The organism is Thalassospira profundimaris, from assembly GCF_003326755.1.
In the GTDB taxonomy this organism is placed as follows: domain Bacteria; phylum Pseudomonadota; class Alphaproteobacteria; order Rhodospirillales; family Thalassospiraceae; genus Thalassospira; species Thalassospira profundimaris_B.
The window spans coordinates 1-14631 of sequence record NZ_JPWH01000017.1 but is presented as its reverse complement, the minus strand read 5'-3'; the positions used below and the strand labels follow the sequence as shown (position 1 = coordinate 14631).

Annotated in this window: 12 protein-coding genes; 6 read left to right on the top strand and 6 right to left on the bottom strand. The window is 53.8% G+C overall.

Annotated elements, in window-relative coordinates; translation table 11 throughout:
- Positions 1-7: 7 nt before the first annotated feature.
- Together TH25_RS17465 and glpD are read right to left on the bottom strand one after the other, a co-directional pair.
- Entirely contained in the window at positions 8-1108 is a 1101-nt protein-coding gene (locus TH25_RS17465; protein ID WP_114089596.1) for an ABC transporter ATP-binding protein, read from the bottom strand.
- Positions 1105-2646 (bottom strand): glycerol-3-phosphate dehydrogenase, encoded by a 1542-nt coding sequence (glpD, locus tag TH25_RS17460; RefSeq protein WP_114089595.1) that lies wholly within the window; start codon positions 2644-2646, stop codon positions 1105-1107. Before glpD ends, TH25_RS17465 begins: the two co-directional genes overlap by 4 nt.
- Before the next feature lie 965 nt (positions 2647-3611).
- On the opposite strand from glpD, the gene TH25_RS17450 reads away from it, so the two are divergent.
- The gene (locus TH25_RS17450) at positions 3612-4997 is read left to right on the top strand and encodes a TPM domain-containing protein (RefSeq protein ID WP_114089593.1); all 1386 of its coding nucleotides are present in this window, start codon (positions 3612-3614) and stop codon (positions 4995-4997) included.
- Here TH25_RS17450 and TH25_RS17445 read toward each other — a convergent pair.
- The 4 genes from TH25_RS17445 to TH25_RS17430 are packed head-to-tail and all read right to left on the bottom strand — an operon-like array spanning position 4994 to position 9532.
- Positions 4994-5302: an AtuA-related protein gene (locus tag TH25_RS17445; protein ID WP_114089592.1), complete on the bottom strand. Its 309-nt coding sequence runs from the start codon at positions 5300-5302 to the stop codon at positions 4994-4996. The two genes, TH25_RS17450 and TH25_RS17445, sit on opposite strands and share 4 nt — an antisense overlap.
- 2 nt (positions 5303-5304) lie before the next feature.
- The gene (locus TH25_RS17440) at positions 5305-6642 is read right to left on the bottom strand and encodes an acyclic terpene utilization AtuA family protein (protein WP_114089591.1); all 1338 of its coding nucleotides are present in this window, start codon (positions 6640-6642) and stop codon (positions 5305-5307) included.
- Positions 6643-6645: 3 nt separating this feature from the next.
- Entirely contained in the window at positions 6646-8505 is a 1860-nt protein-coding gene (locus TH25_RS17435) for a TRAP transporter permease (RefSeq protein WP_114089590.1), read from the bottom strand.
- A gap of 58 nt (positions 8506-8563) precedes the next feature.
- Positions 8564-9532: a TAXI family TRAP transporter solute-binding subunit gene (locus TH25_RS17430; protein ID WP_114089589.1), complete on the bottom strand. Its 969-nt coding sequence runs from the start codon at positions 9530-9532 to the stop codon at positions 8564-8566.
- Positions 9533-9669: 137 nt separating this feature from the next.
- Between TH25_RS17430 and TH25_RS17425 the strand changes: the two genes are divergently transcribed.
- The 5 genes from TH25_RS17425 to TH25_RS17405 form a co-directional block, all read left to right on the top strand.
- A complete protein-coding gene (locus TH25_RS17425) occupies positions 9670-10599 on the top strand; it encodes a LysR family transcriptional regulator (RefSeq protein WP_114089588.1) in 930 nt (309 codons plus the stop codon).
- 269 nt (positions 10600-10868) lie between these two features.
- Positions 10869-11858 (top strand): TRAP transporter substrate-binding protein, encoded by a 990-nt coding sequence (locus tag TH25_RS17420; protein ID WP_114089587.1) that lies wholly within the window; start codon positions 10869-10871, stop codon positions 11856-11858.
- A gap of 147 nt (positions 11859-12005) precedes the next feature.
- Positions 12006-12494, top strand: a complete 489-nt coding sequence (locus tag TH25_RS17415) for a TRAP transporter small permease (RefSeq protein ID WP_114089586.1) — start codon at positions 12006-12008, stop codon at positions 12492-12494.
- Positions 12491-13921 (top strand): TRAP transporter large permease, encoded by a 1431-nt coding sequence (locus tag TH25_RS17410; RefSeq protein ID WP_114089585.1) that lies wholly within the window; start codon positions 12491-12493, stop codon positions 13919-13921. Before TH25_RS17415 ends, TH25_RS17410 begins: the two co-directional genes overlap by 4 nt.
- 5 nt (positions 13922-13926) lie before the next feature.
- Positions 13927-14631: isocitrate lyase/PEP mutase family protein (locus tag TH25_RS17405; RefSeq protein WP_181847684.1), on the top strand; the 705-nt coding region annotated here is incomplete at its 3' end.

Sequence of the window (14631 nt, the reverse complement as noted above, 5' to 3'; positions counted from 1 at the left end):
TCCGGGCTCAGGCGGCCTTGCCGTTTGCAATTTCAACAGGGGGCGCTGCCACAAGCCGGTTACGGGCATCAAACACAAACAGGCGCGAGGGATCGAGATAGAAGGTCGATGTTTCCCCCAATGTCGGGTTGTGAACACCTTCTTCCTGAATAACCCAGGAAACATCGCTGAAATGCACATGGACAAAGGTTTCCGACCCGGTAATTTCGGCCAGTTCGACATGCCCCTGCATGGCAATGGCACCCGGGCCGGGATTTACCACGGACAGATGATTGGCCCGAACGCCAATGGTGTAATTCCCCTCTTGCAGGTCTGCAAAATGGCCCGAAAGGGCAACCTTGTGGTCGCTGGCAAGTTCCAGCGCGCCATTGCTGACCCGTGCGCCAATAAGGTTAATCGGCGGGTCGGAGAAAATAAGACCGGTTTCAACCGTGGCCGGATTATGGAAAACACGTGTCGTCGGGCCGAACTGGGTGACGCGTCCTTCGTGCATCACCGCGCATTTGCCGCCCAGCAACAGGGCTTCCATCGGTTCGGTCGTGGCGTAAACCACGATGGTGTCACGCTCTGCCAGCAGGTTGGGGATTTCCTCGCGCAGTTCTTCGCGCAATTTGTAATCCAGGTTTACCAGAGGTTCATCCAGCAGCAGCAATGTACAATCCTTGACCATCGCGCGGGCCATTGCGGTACGCTGTTGCTGCCCGCCCGAAAGTTCCTGGGGCAAACGGTCCAGCAAATGTTCGATATGCATCAATTCGGCGGTCGAGCGCACACGCTTGTCAATTTCGGCCTTCGCGGTGCCCTGCAATTTCAGCGGGGATGCGATATTGTCATAAACAGTCATCGACGGATAATTGATGAACTGTTGATAGACCATCGCGACTTTGCGTTGTTGCACCCTTTGTCCGGTGACATTCGATCCATTGACCAGAATATGGCCACTGCTCGGCGGTTCCAGCCCGGCCATAATGCGCATCAGGGTGGTTTTACCGGCAAGCGTTCTGCCCAGCAGAACATTGAACGAACCCGGCTCCAGCGTCATCGACACATCGTCGATATGGGTGACACCTCCCACGGTTTTGGTAATATTTTCAAGTGTCAGGGTCATTTGTCGTCGTTTCCTTCGCCCGACGGGGCGGTTCGGATGGAAGGGGCGGTTTTGGCAAACCAGTCGGCAATGGCAGTTGCCGTGTCCTTTGATACATGCAGGCCAAGCTTTGAACGACGCCACAGCACATCGTCCGCACAGCGGGCCCATTCCTGCTCCATCAGGTAGCGCAATTCGTTTTCATAAACATCGTCTCCCAGATGATCTCCCAGACCGGACATATCCGTTGCCCCGGCGATGATTTGGTTGATCAGTGTGCCGTAATTTCGCACGTAACGGTAGAGCTGGGCTTCCGGAAGCCAGGAAAATCGTTGCTGCATTGCAGCGAAATAGCTCTCAAAATCGGCATCAGGCATATCTCCGCCGGGCAGGGGAGAACCACTTGTCCAAGCGGTTTCGTGATTGCCCAGAAACGGCGAAAGTTTGGCAAGGGCGGCTTCGGCCAGTTTGCGATAGGTGGTTATTTTGCCGCCATAAATATTAAGCAGCGGGGCTTCGTCATTCTGCTGGTCAATTTCCAGAACATAATCGCGGGTCACGGCAGAGGCATTTTCCTCGCCATTGCCATAAAGCGGACGCACCCCCGAATAGGACCAGACAACATCTTTGGGCGCAATCTTACGGGCGAAATAGGTGTTGGCGAGATCGCACATATAGGAAATTTCATCGTCACTGATCGCGACCCTGGCGGGATCGCCTTTGTAATCGCGATCCGTGGTGCCGATCAGGGTGAAATCCTGTTCATAGGGGATGGCAAAAACAATACGGCCATCGGGGTTCTGGAAAATATAGCAATAATCATGGTCAAACAGCTTGGGCACAACAATGTGACTGCCCTGTACCAGGCGAATGCCCTGTTTTTTATGTGCGCTAACCCGTTTTTCCAGCAATTCTGCGCACCACGGCCCGGCGGCATTGACCAGCGATTTGGCCCGGATCTCGTGTTCTGCGCCATTCTGGCGAACGGTAACGATCCATTCCCCGCCGTCACGCCGGGCAGACAGGCATTCGGTGCCGACATTAATCTCCGCCCCGCGGTCGCGGGCATCCATTGCATTCAAAACAACCAGGCGGGCATCCTGTACCCAGCAATCGGAATAGACAAAGGCCTTGTCCATGCCCGGTACCAGCGGTGCCCCCGCCTTGTGATGGGACAGATGAATACCCTCGGAACCGGGAAGTTTTTTGCGCCCGCCCAAATGATCATAAAGAAACAGACCAAGCCGGATCATCCAGGCCGGGCGCAGACCCTTGACATGGGGCAGCACAAACCGCAGCGGCCAGATGATATGCGGGGCTGCATTCAGCAGCACTTCGCGTTCAATCAGGGCTTCGCGCACCAGGCGGAATTCGTAATATTCAAGATAACGCAGACCACCATGAATAAGTTTGGTGCTGGCCGAAGACGTGGCAGAGGCAAGGTCGTTTTTTTCGCACAAAAAGACCTTTAAGCCGCGTCCGGCAGCATCACGGGCAATACCTGCACCATTGATGCCGCCGCCAATGATGGCAACGTCATATGTATCTGAAGTGAGCAACCGCTTCCTCCCTGATTGCCCGATTATTGACAGCTGGTGATAGCTGTCGTTCCTTATTTTCAAAAACGTTACAAACTCGCGAAATCAAACGCAAGCGAAAATGTTTCATTCGCGAAATTTCTGCGTTCCTTCAGGAATTCTATGCTTTCAAATTATTGTTTTTACTATGTTTTTTGATTTTGAAAAATGTGAAATTTTTGATCATTCCCAACCGTAAATGGGGGCGTTCCGGCACAAAAACTGGCAAAACCGTTGGAAAATGAAAATATCGGGAGGCAGCAACTCCCCTGTTTTACAGGTGATGGATGTGCCGGGGTGTAAACTTGCAGGCTGGATTATCCAGCGTTCTTGAGGTCGCATGGATATTTGCGACCAACCTTAATATTATTATTTATCAATTTGTTATGCTGGTCGTGCCGGTGCTGTGCGGCGATTGTACCCCCAGTTCGCGCTATTTTGACAGAATATATCGGAACAAACCGGAGGACCGGACTTTGCCTTAGCCCGATTCCCGCAACCGTAAATATCAGAAGGACTGGGTAATTGAGGTTTGGAAACCTGTATCAATACTAACGCATGGATGGCAGGTTGGGCTTGTTTAGGGTGTGATCGCAACGTTTTTTCAGGAAATTTTGCAGGAATTTTCAAAAACGAATTTTTGAAGGCGCAGGGATGGACAGGGAAATTCGTGTCTTGTCCTTAACATCGCGCTGTGGCGTTGCTGAATGGATTACTTATAGCTGCAAGTTCTTTCGATTTTTTATCGACGAGTGTACTTTAGGTTGATTAGACAATTACAGCGCAGAGGCGCGGGCTATCGGCATGTGTGAGTTGCTAGACTGCCTCTGCTACACCTGGTTACGTAGGGGAGAAGGCGTTTGTTGATAAATTCTGTTCCTCATTTTTTAGGAACCGAAAGAATCTCTAAACTGGAATTGCGTTTTTTCTGGTCCGGGAACTTAGTCTTGAAATCCGTTTTTATGCTTCTTCTTCTGTCGCTGATGTTAACGGCGGCGGGAGCATCCCAGGCAGCACCCTATGAGCGTAAAACACGATATGTGAACGATTATGCGTCTTTGTTCACGCCTGAAAAGCGCGCGTCATTGAACGAGACTCTCGCTGAAGTTGAGCAAAATGAGGCCGTCGAGATTTCCATTCTGACGGTGGACAAGCTTCCGGCCACTGAACAGGAGATTGACGACCTTGCAGATCGCACCCTGAGTGACTGGCACATGGGCGATCCACGATATTATGAAGATCCCCGTCGGAAAAAGGTTCTGGACTCAATTTTTAAAAAACTGAGGGACGGGAAGTTTGATGCCGATAACCCGGCAGCCATTATTCAGGAATATATGCAAAAGGCACCACCATACAGGCTGCCCGGTCGGGCAATTCTGATGATATTTTCTAAAGAAGACAACGCCGTTCGATTGAAAAGCCCCAAAAATTTCGGCGTATCAGCCACAGATTGGAAGAATTTAAATACATATCACTTTGAGCCAATATTTGCCCACAATGATATTCACAGTGCGATTGATGCTGTCATCAATATGGTTTTGCAAACTGTGGTTCATTTGAATGAGTACGAGAGACGCGATTATATTTCCGTATTTTCTGCCTCACATTATTTTCCGCTAAAACGTTATGACCGTTATGTTAACGACTATGCGCATCTGTTATCCCCCGGCGTTAAGGCAGAGATTGCCAAAAAGCTGAAAGATTACGATGAAAAAACGGGTACCGACGTTTCCGTTCTTACTGTTAAGTCGACCTGGTCTGTTTCATCGCATCGAAGCTGGGAAAGTTTTTCGACAGCGCAATTTAACGTACTCAATATAGGCGGTATGAAATCAACGGACCCCGACAATATGGGTGTCCTGCTCATTGTGTCACAGGAGGATCGCAAAGTCCGAATTGAACTGGGGGCGGGTTATGGCGGCATTTATGACACTGTCATGCAGGACGTGATTGATAATATTGTTCCTGCCCTCCATGATGAAAATTATGATGCCGGCATTGCCGAGGGTGTCAGGCAAATCATATCCACCACCCAGGCCAATATCACATTCTGGGAATGGTATAAGTGGCATCTGTTGGCGGCAGGCGTGGTACTTCTTTCACTGGCTGTCGCGATACGAAATCGTTTTCAGAATTACGTTGAAGTTCACTGGCTGATTGCGGGTGCGATTGGGGCTGTGATTATTTTTGTTTGTTTAAAACTGGTGGCGATTTTAAGTGCAATTCCAGCGGGTAACGGGATTCATTATCCCGGCGGTTTCGGAGGCGGCGGAGGTGGTGGTTTTGGCGGAGGTGGTGGAGGCGGCGGGGGAGGTGCTTCCGGCAGCTTCTAACGCTCCGGAATTTCAATTTCCAGCATCGCAGAAGCCAGGCATTTGCCATGTGCATCAAGGGCGAGGGACCGGGTGACGCCGCCGCCAAGGGCATTGTGCAGGACGAAGTTCAAAGCACCCAATTGCGGCAATTCGTAGCGTTCAACTGCGCCATTGGCAATACCCGCCAGGCAGCGTTTTACATGCGCTGGTGTCAAAAGATCGGCCAGCAGAGCAAAATCGCGCCGATCATAGGCGATAACCGAAATATTGGAAATGTTGCCCTTGTCGCCCGTGCGACAATGCGCAATCTGATGAAGCCGCATGTTCACACCTTTAACATTGTGATTGTGGGGGAAGGGACTGTTTCGTTGATCAGGCCGGAAACAATCGCAATAATCTGGCGTGCCGATTGTGTCACACCGCCCCCTGCTGCCGGTCCGTTTAAATACAGGCTTTCAACCTCCTCGCCGATGCGTTTGGCATCTGCCAGGCTTGCCGTGCGTGCGATGAAGCGGGCGCGAACCTCGGGAATATGTGACGTATCACCGTCATATTGGCCCAAAATGGCATCCAGGCCAATCAGATCGCGGCGGGTTTCCAGGCAGTTGACCCCGGTCATTTTCAGGCGCTGATCGACAATATCCAGCGCCAGGCGGCCCCGGGCCACACAGCTGGAACCGGCATAGGAAATTTGCCCTTCGCCAACAAATGAGTCCACATATCCGACCGACACCTTGAGCTTCCCGGTCCGGGCATGGCCATCCCCGCCCGAAACAAAAACCCTGTCCGGGCCGTCCTGCGTCATGGTAACACGGGAAAAATCGGCAATCACATCGGGTTGCAAATAGGCCGCCGGGTCATGAACCTCATAGAGCAATTGTTCGCTGCAGGTGGCAACCGAAACAAGGCCGCCCGTGCCCGGTATTTTGGTAATAATGGCATTACCATCCTCGGAGACCTCGGCCAGCGGAAAGCCAAGATTGGCAATATCGGGCACATCCTTAGGGCCGGGATCTGCGTAATAGCCGCCCGTGATTTGCCCGCCGCATTCCAGCAAATGGCCGACCAGTGTGCCCCGGCCCAGTTTTTGCCAGTCATCCATCGCCCAGCCAAATTCATGAATAAGCGGTGCTAAAAACATGGCCGGATCAGCCACCCGCCCGGTCAGGATAATATCGGCACCATCGGCCAATGCCTGCGCAATTGGCCCTGCACCCAAATAAGCATTGGCGGAAATAACCGGCTTGGCAAGGTCGGCAAGGCTTTGTCCGGTTTCCATCAGCTCAAACTGGTCCGGGCTGATGCGATCATGTACGTCATCACCGCACACTATGGCAATGCGCAGGCCTTTGAGGCCCAGTTCCCGGGCGATTTCCAGGGTCCGTTTCCCGGCCATTTGCGGGTTGGCTGCGCCCATATTGGAAATGATGCGGGTTTTATTTTCATAACAAACCGGCAAGACTGCCCGCATGCGCCGTTCCAGCAGGGGGTCAAAGCCGGTTTCGGGATTTTGCATTTTGGCCTGCTGGGCCAGGGCAATGGTGCGTTCGGCCAGGCATTCAAACACCAGATAGTCAAGGTTGCCATACCGGGCGAGGTCAGTGGCGGGTTCAATGCGGTCCCCGGCAAAACCGGCACCGGTGCCGATACGAAGGGTTTTCATGGATCAGACCTCCGTTACCGGTTTGGCATTGCGTGACCAGTAATAACACCCGGCCAGCAGGGCAACGGCAATAATCGGCGCCAGCATGAATGACCAGATCGCAAGTGCGATACAGCCCATCAATATCGCCCGGTCCAGCCAGATGGCACCCAAAAGCCGCTGCCCGTCCAAAAGGGCCGGAATGGCAAAAACCAGCACCAGCCCGGACAGGCAGGCATTGATGATTTCAATGACACCACCGCGCCCGGTCATGCCCGGATAAAGCAGCAGCATAAACGGCACGATATAGGTGACAGCCCCCAAACGCACGGCCTCGCCCGCGGCGGGCAGCCAGTTGGTTTTGGCAATGCCGGCACCGACAAAAACAGCCACACATACCGGCGGTGTAATGACGGAAATGGTGGCAAAATAGAAAACAAATAAATGCGCGGTTAACGGATCAACCCCCACATTGGTCATGGCCGGGGCCAGCACAGCCGCCACCAGCACATAGGCCGCCGTGGTTGGCAGGCCCATGCCCATAATCAAACACACACCGGCCACAATCAGCGCGACAAGTATGATCGAGTTCCCCGCAAGGGCAACAATCAGCGAACTTAATGTGACACCAATGCCGGTCATATTGATCATGGAAACCAGAATTTGCGCCCCGGCCAGCAACACGCCAATAATCACCATGCCTTTGCCCGCATCGGCGATGCCTTCAATTACGCGCTTTGCCATTTCGGCCGGGGTCAGCTTGCCAAGGGACGTGAAAACAAATGCAAACAATAAGCCGACAATGCCGTAAAAGGCGGATGTCGCAACCGAACGGCCCATGAAAATGCCAATCCCCAAGCCGCCCAGCGCGGCAAGAATGGGCAGAACACGGCGCCATTGCAAAATGCGCGACCAGGCTGGCAATTCGTCATCGGGCACCAGGCGTAGCCCGCGCCGCACCGAAATAATGTGGACCGTGACAAAAACCGACAGATAAAACAGCAGGGCCGGAATGATGGCCGCCACCATCACATCGACATAGGATACGCCGAGAATTTCAGCCATGACAAAGGCCGCCGCCCCCATGATGGGCGGGGCAATTTGCCCGCCAGTGGAGGCTACGGCCTCGACTGCGGCGGCAAAGGGGGCCGGGTAGCCCAGGCGTTTCATCATCGGGATGGTGAAATTGCCCGTGGTGGCAACATTGGCAACGGCAGAACCGGAAATCATGCCAAACAGGCCACTGGCAATGGTGGCAATTTTGGCAGCCCCACCGGGCTGGCGGCCACCAATGCGCATGGCAAGGTCCATAAAACTTTGCCCGCCCCCAGTATGAAGCAATAATGCACCAAACAGCACGAAGGCGGCAATCACCGTGGCGGCAACCCCGGTTAACATGCCCCAAATGCCAAGATCGCCCAAAAACAGGGTTTCGGTGACAAAGGCACTGTCAAAGCCGCGATGGCCCAAAATACCGGGCAAATTTTGGCCCAACAGGGCATAGGCCAGGCCAACCAAGACCAGCATCGGAAAGATGATGCCCACGGCGCGGCGGCCAACCTCCAGAATGGCAATAACCAGGCAGGTGGTCAGCACCATATCCTGCGGGGTCGCCCAGGGCAGGGTGGTCATGATGGTATCGTAATTTATAACAATATAGGTGCAGGCGGTGATCGTTACGGCAGCCAGTGCCAGGTCCAAGATAATCCCGGCAATCCGCCATTTTGTATCCTTGCCCAGCGGATAAATCGCCAGACCAAGGCAGACAACCAGGGCAAGGAAAATCGCACGCTGAATAAGGCTTTCAAACGGGCCGGATGCCGCCGTATAGAAGACGAATGCCCCGACAAGAATGGCAAGCCCGTTTTGCACACGCATCAGCATGACGAATTTCCTCCCGGTGAATGACGTTTTTTATTGTTGTGCCGGATATGCCGGTTAATCAGCTTTTGGCCGGATCAAGACGTGCCGGAATGTCATATCCATGCTCGCGGAACCATTTTGCCGCACCGGGATGCAGCGGAATGGTGCCGTATTGCAAGGTCAGCCTTGCCAGATCCGCCCCCTTCACACTTGCCATTGCTTCGCCCTGAACGGTTTTGTCGCTCATGATGGCATCGACAATTTTATAGGCAATGTCTTCCGAAAGTTTCATGCCAGCGGCAACACCCACGCCAAAGCTCCAGGTGGAATAGGCCGGGATGCCATCCGCCGCACCGGCGGGAATATCCACCAGCGAAATATCGGGCATTTTTTCGCCCAGCGTTTTTTTCTGATCATCGGTCAGGCTAAGAACGCGGATCGGCGTGAAGGTGGCAATATCCAGTGTCGAGCTGTCCAGCCGTTCGCCCGCACCCGATTTCACATAACCGGCCAGGCGGTTATCCTTGATCATGTCAACAACATCGGTGGTGGAACCGCGCACATAATCAGCCGAAAGGCCAAGGGTTTTAAAAACGGCCTCGGTCGTGCTTTCCGTGGCTGATCCCTTGATACCCGGATTAAAGCGCACACCGGCCAGATCGGAAAGCGATTTGACGCCGGAATCTTCGCGTACAATCACATTTTGCGGTGCGCCGGTATAAACCCACAGAAGCCCGATATCGAGCGGATGCCCCTTGAACTTGTTCGTACCTGCTTTCGCGTGTTGGGCAACATTGGTGGTGACAAGGCCAAGATCGATCTGGTTGCGTTCAATCCGGCGCAGGTTATCCATCGTCGCACCGGTTTCCACAACCGATGATTCCAGGCCGTCGGCCTTTTCATTGATCAGTTTGGAAACAGCGACAAAATAACCATAGTGACTGGAAGAGGCCGAGGTCGAACCGATCAGCAGTTTTTGCTGTGCCATTGCTGGCAGGGACAGGCCGATCGCAAGTGCGCCCGCAAGCGCGAGTGTTTTGAGTTTCATTTGTTTTTCCTCCCGAATGCCCGCAGGCGGGCTTGTATGGATGTTACGACAGATTATTGGTTTTCTTTTTCGCAACGTTCAAAAGTGTGCCCGATAAGTTTTGTTGCCTGAAGTGAAAAAAATGCGATAATTCGTGCATGAAACGCATTAATGTCGATATGGATGAAATGCGGGCCTTCCGCGCTGTGGTCGATCATGGCAGCTTTCGCAACGCCGCCGATACTGTTGGCCTGTCGCCCTCCGCACTTAGCCGCCAGATCACGCGCCTGGAAGGGCGGGTGGGGTCCCGCCTGTTTGACCGTGATACGCGCAACGTGACACTTACCCCCCAGGGGCAGACATTTTTGCGGCTGGCCGAACGGATATTAAACACCACCGAACATGCAATGGCCGAATTTGCCGCCTATCAGGCCGCCCGGCGTGGTCGTTTGACCATTGCCGGCTTGCCTTCTGTCACGGCGGGGTTATTGCCCCGCTTGGTGCAAACTTTTCTTGATGCGCATCCGGACGTTGATGTTCAAATTAATGATGTTCTGTCAAACGGCATTATGCGCGAGGTGGAACTGGGCGAGGCCGATTTGGGCTTTACCGCCGGTGCGGTTGAGGTTTCGGACCGTTTGTCGTTTCAAAAATTGCTAACAGACCGTTTTGTGGCGGTTGGTGCACCCGGCGGGCCACTTGATGAAAAACGGGCCTATTCCTGGCGGGAGCTGGTCAGCCAGCCTTTTGTCGCAATGGCAAGCGGGACCAGTGTGCGCACCCTGACCGATGCCGCCTGTGCCCAGCAGGGATTGCTGTTTCGCCCCCGTTTCGAGGTTTCCCACCTGGCAACGGCCGGAGCCTTTGTATCGCAAGGGTTGGGCGTTACCGCGCTGCCAGCCCTGACTTTGCCGGTTTTGGGCCGCGAACCGCTTGTGTTTCGGCCTTTGGGCACGCCGGAACTACTGCGCGATATTGGCTTGATCTGGCGTTCCGGCCGCACATTGTCGCCTGCCGCAATGGCCTTTCTGGAACTGGTGCGACGAAGCGATCTGAAAACACAAATCCCTGATCCTTTTCGCGATTGAGGGAATTTCCCGTCCCGTAAAACCGGGAATCTGTATATGCGCGAATGTCGTTCCGGGTAAATAACCTGCAAGATGGCACGATATGCAGACAGTGCGTGTACATAAGATTAACTTACACGCAAAGGTGTTTAAACCACGTTGGTCGAACCAAAGCAAAAGGCCAAAATCACACATTATGACGAAAAAATGTTGAACCCTTGGGGCAAAGTAGATCATCTTCGCGCATGATTTGCGTTGATTGTAATTAAAAAACCCAGGGGACGTTCAACATGAAAAAAATTGCCATGATCGCGGCCTTGATGGCCACCTTAGGCGTTGGCAGCACGGCACAGGCGGCAGATGTTACATTGCGTATCGCATCCCAGCTTCCGCCCAAAAGCCATATTGTTCAGAATCTGGATCTGTTTAAAAAAGAAGTCGAAGAAAAATCAAACGGCAGCATCGCTGTTGAGATTTATGATTCGGCAACCCTATACAAAGACAAGGAAATCCCCAGCGCGGTTGGTTCCGGTTCCATTGAAATGGGCTCGGCTTCCTTAACGCGTTATGCCGGTGACGTACCGGCTGTTGATGTGTTTTATCAGCCGTTCCTGATCGATTCAGAAGAAAAAGTGCGTGCCGCTGTCGCCCCGGGGTCGCCGGTACGCGGACCACTGGACAAGGCAATCGCCGATACGGGATCCACCGTTTTGTGGTGGCAGGCTTATGGCGGGACCATCATGCTCTCCAAGGGCGCACCGATCCATACGCCGAAAGATCTTGAAGGCAAAAAAGTCCGTGTCTTTGGCAAGTCGCTGGGCCAGTTTGTTGAAGCCGCCGGTGGCGCGCCGACATTGATTTCCGGTTCCGAGCAGTATCTGGCCTATCAGCGCGGCACGGTTGACGTGGGCATGACCGGTATTTCCGGTGTGAAATCGCGTAAATTGTGGGAAGTGATGGATACTGTTACCGTCACCAATCTGGCCGATGTTGAATTCATCGTCATGATCAATACCGATTTCTGGAACAGCCTGACCGATGATCAGCGTGCCATCATTACCGCCGCGTCGCGCGATGCGGAAAAAGATGTGCGTGACCGCATGAGCGCCATTGAAGCCGAAGCCTTCAAGGAAGCCGAAGAAAACGGGATGACCATTTACACCCCGACCGAAGAGGAACTGAAACAGTGGCGCGCGGTTTCCCAGCCGGTTTATGATTCCTTCCTCAAAGAGTCGGGCGATCTTGGCAAGCAGGTATTTGACGCGGCCAAAAAGCTCTGATCTGATAACCTTACAAGCCTTTGGATGGAACACCGCCGCCCGTTATTTGCTGGCGGTGTTCCTGTTTTGAACACCCGATTTGTTTTGAATTTCCATCAAAGGAAAGGCGAGGGCACGGATCAACCCACCTTCGCGTAATGTCCCACAATGTATGACCGATTTATTGTTGCACTGGCCTGGATAGGGGCGCTGCTGTTTGTTGCGGCAGGGTTGATGTTAAGTTGGGAAGTTGTCGCCCGGTATTTTTTCGTGCGCCCCACCATCTGGGCGTCGGAGCTTTCGCAGCTATGCCTGATTTGGGGATCATTGATCGGGATGCCGTGGGCATTAACCGCACGTCGCCATATTGCGGTCGATGCTGTGACCCGTCTTTGCAGCCCGAACATGCAGCGTGGGCTCGAAATTCTGGCAATGGCCGTTGTCGGGGCTTTTTCGGTTGTGGTGGCCTGGAAGGGCTATGGCATTTTCTTTGAAAGTCTGGAGCGCGGGCGCACCACCGGCTCGATGCTGGATCTGCCAACCTGGATTTCCGAATTGCCGGTCTTTATCGGTTTTGCCTTGCTGGCGATCCAGTCTGTTATTGAAATTGTCCGGGTTGCGATGGGCCGGGAAATTCCGCAAGGGGTGCATGAATGACCATTATCCTCACCCTGGTGGCCCTGTTTGCGGTTTTGCTTATTCGGGTGCCGGTGGCCTTTGCCCTGGGGGGCCTGGGCCTTGCCATGCTGTTGCTGGGCGGGTTTTCGCCGCTTATGGCACCGCAGGCGATTTTATCGACGCTGGATGGCTTTATCCTGCTGGCCGTACCGCTGTTTTTGCTGATGTCGAATGTGCTGTTGCAGGCCGGGGTTGGCAAGGACCTGTTTGCCGCGGTCAGTGCCTGGGTCGGACATTGGCCGGGCGGGCTTGCGGTTGCAACGATTTTGTCCTGTGGGGTTTTTGCCGCCATTTCGGGGTCATCCGTTGCCACGGCGGCAACGATTGGCACCGTCGCCATCCCGGAAATGATCAATCGGGGTTATAATAAACGCTTTGTTTATGGCCTTCTGGCGGCAGGCGGGACGCTGGGTATTCTCATTCCGCCCTCCATTCCGCTGATCATTTATGGTTTTGTCACCGAAGAATCGGTTATTTCGCTGTTTTTGGCCGGTATTGGCCCGGGCATTGCCCTGCTGGTACTGTTTATCCTGTTTTCAATGGTTTATGCCCGTTTGGGCGGCCAGGTGCCGGAAGAAAAAAAGTCCTGGAATGAACGCTGGAGCGCAACCTTCAAGGCCTTCCCGGCAATCCTGCTGGCCGTGCTGATCATTGCCGGCATTTATGGTGGTGCCTTCACCCCGACCGAGGCCGCAGCGATTGGTTTTGCCGCGTCCCTTGCCATTACCATTCCGGTTTTGCGCCTGCCTGCAACCATGATTTTGGCCGATGCGGTTTATTACATGGTCTTTAAGGGGCAGGGGCCGATCATTGGTTACTTCCTGTTGCCGGTCCTGGTTTTTGGCCTGTTTTACGGGTTTGATCGCCTTGTGACCCGAATGAATATCCGGGTGACAATGCCGGCCCTTGGTTGGGACGGCATCAAAAAGGCCGTTTTTGAAAGCATGGCCACCACGGTTGCGGTTATTCTGATCATTGCCGGGGCTAAGGTTTTTGGCAAGGCGATTACCCTGTATCGCATTCCGCAGGATATTTCGGTCCTGATCAGTCACAATGTGGATACCCAGCTTGGTTTCGTACTGGTGGTTTCGGTTGTGCTGTTGCTGATGGGGCTGGTGTTTGAGGCCCTGTCAATGGTGCTGATCATGACGCCGGTTCTGTTGCCTGCCGCGATGGCACTGGGCATTGATCCGATCTGGTTTGGGGTTTACATGGTGATCATGGTTGAATGTGCCCTGATTACACCGCCGGTCGGCATGAACCTGTATGTTATTCAGTCGGTCGCACGAACACCGCTTGGCGAAGTGTCAAAGGGGGTTTTCCCCTTCATCCTGCTGATGTTCCTGACCGCCGCCATCCTGTATGTGTGGCCGGACCTGGCCCTTTATATTCCGTTTAAATTGTGAGAATCATGACACCTGCCAACACCCTTCGCGCCATGCTTGCGCGCGACGAATTGATCACCATGCCCTGCTGTTTTGATGCGCTGTCGGCAAAACTGATCCAGCAGCAGGGATTTGGCCTGACCTTCATGTCGGGTTTCTCGACCGCCGCCGCCCGTATTGGTGCGCCGGATCTGGGACTTATGTCCTATGGCGAAGTTCTGGACCAGGCCCGCAACATCACCGATGCGATTTCCATCCCCGTGATCGCCGATGGCGATACCGGCTATGGCAATGCCATGAATGTGAAGCGCACCGTAAAGGGCTTTGCCAAGGCCGGATGTGCCGCCATCATGATCGAGGATCAGGTCGCCCCCAAACGCTGCGGCCATACCAAAGGCAAGGAAGTTGTTGGTCGTGACGAGGCCTTTGACCGGATCCGTGCCGCTGTTGATGCGCGCGAAGAAGGGGCGGATATTCTTATTCTCGCCCGCACAGATGCGCGGCATGAACATGGCCTGGGCGAGGCGATTGACCGGGCAGCAAAATTTGCGGAACTGGGGGCCGATATCCTGTTTGTCGAAGCGCCCAGGTCAGTTGAAGAAATGCGCACAATTTGCCGGGACCTTCCCGGGCCCAAAATGGCAAATATTCTTGAAGGCGGCGAAACCCCGGACCTTTCGCCCGACGACCTTCGCGAAATCGGCTTTCAGATTGCCGCTTATCCCCTGTCG

What these genes read in the sequence shown, in the direction of transcription:
- TH25_RS17425 (WP_114089588.1), top strand. Translation starts at nt 9,670, where the DNA reads ATGAAACGCATTAATGTCGATATGGATGAAATGCGGGCCTTCCGCGCT.
- TH25_RS17410 (WP_114089585.1), top strand. Translation starts at nt 12,491, where the DNA reads ATGACCATTATCCTCACCCTGGTGGCCCTGTTTGCGGTTTTGCTTATT.
- TH25_RS17465 (WP_114089596.1), bottom strand. Translation starts at nt 1,108, where the DNA reads ATGACCCTGACACTTGAAAATATTACCAAAACCGTGGGAGGTGTCACC.
- TH25_RS17420 (WP_114089587.1), top strand. Translation starts at nt 10,869, where the DNA reads ATGAAAAAAATTGCCATGATCGCGGCCTTGATGGCCACCTTAGGCGTT.
- TH25_RS17415 (WP_114089586.1), top strand. Translation starts at nt 12,006, where the DNA reads ATGTATGACCGATTTATTGTTGCACTGGCCTGGATAGGGGCGCTGCTG.
- TH25_RS17435 (WP_114089590.1), bottom strand. Translation starts at nt 8,505, where the DNA reads ATGCTGATGCGTGTGCAAAACGGGCTTGCCATTCTTGTCGGGGCATTC.
- TH25_RS17440 (WP_114089591.1), bottom strand. Translation starts at nt 6,642, where the DNA reads ATGAAAACCCTTCGTATCGGCACCGGTGCCGGTTTTGCCGGGGACCGC.
- TH25_RS17445 (WP_114089592.1), bottom strand. Translation starts at nt 5,302, where the DNA reads ATGCGGCTTCATCAGATTGCGCATTGTCGCACGGGCGACAAGGGCAAC.
- TH25_RS17430 (WP_114089589.1), bottom strand. Translation starts at nt 9,532, where the DNA reads ATGAAACTCAAAACACTCGCGCTTGCGGGCGCACTTGCGATCGGCCTG.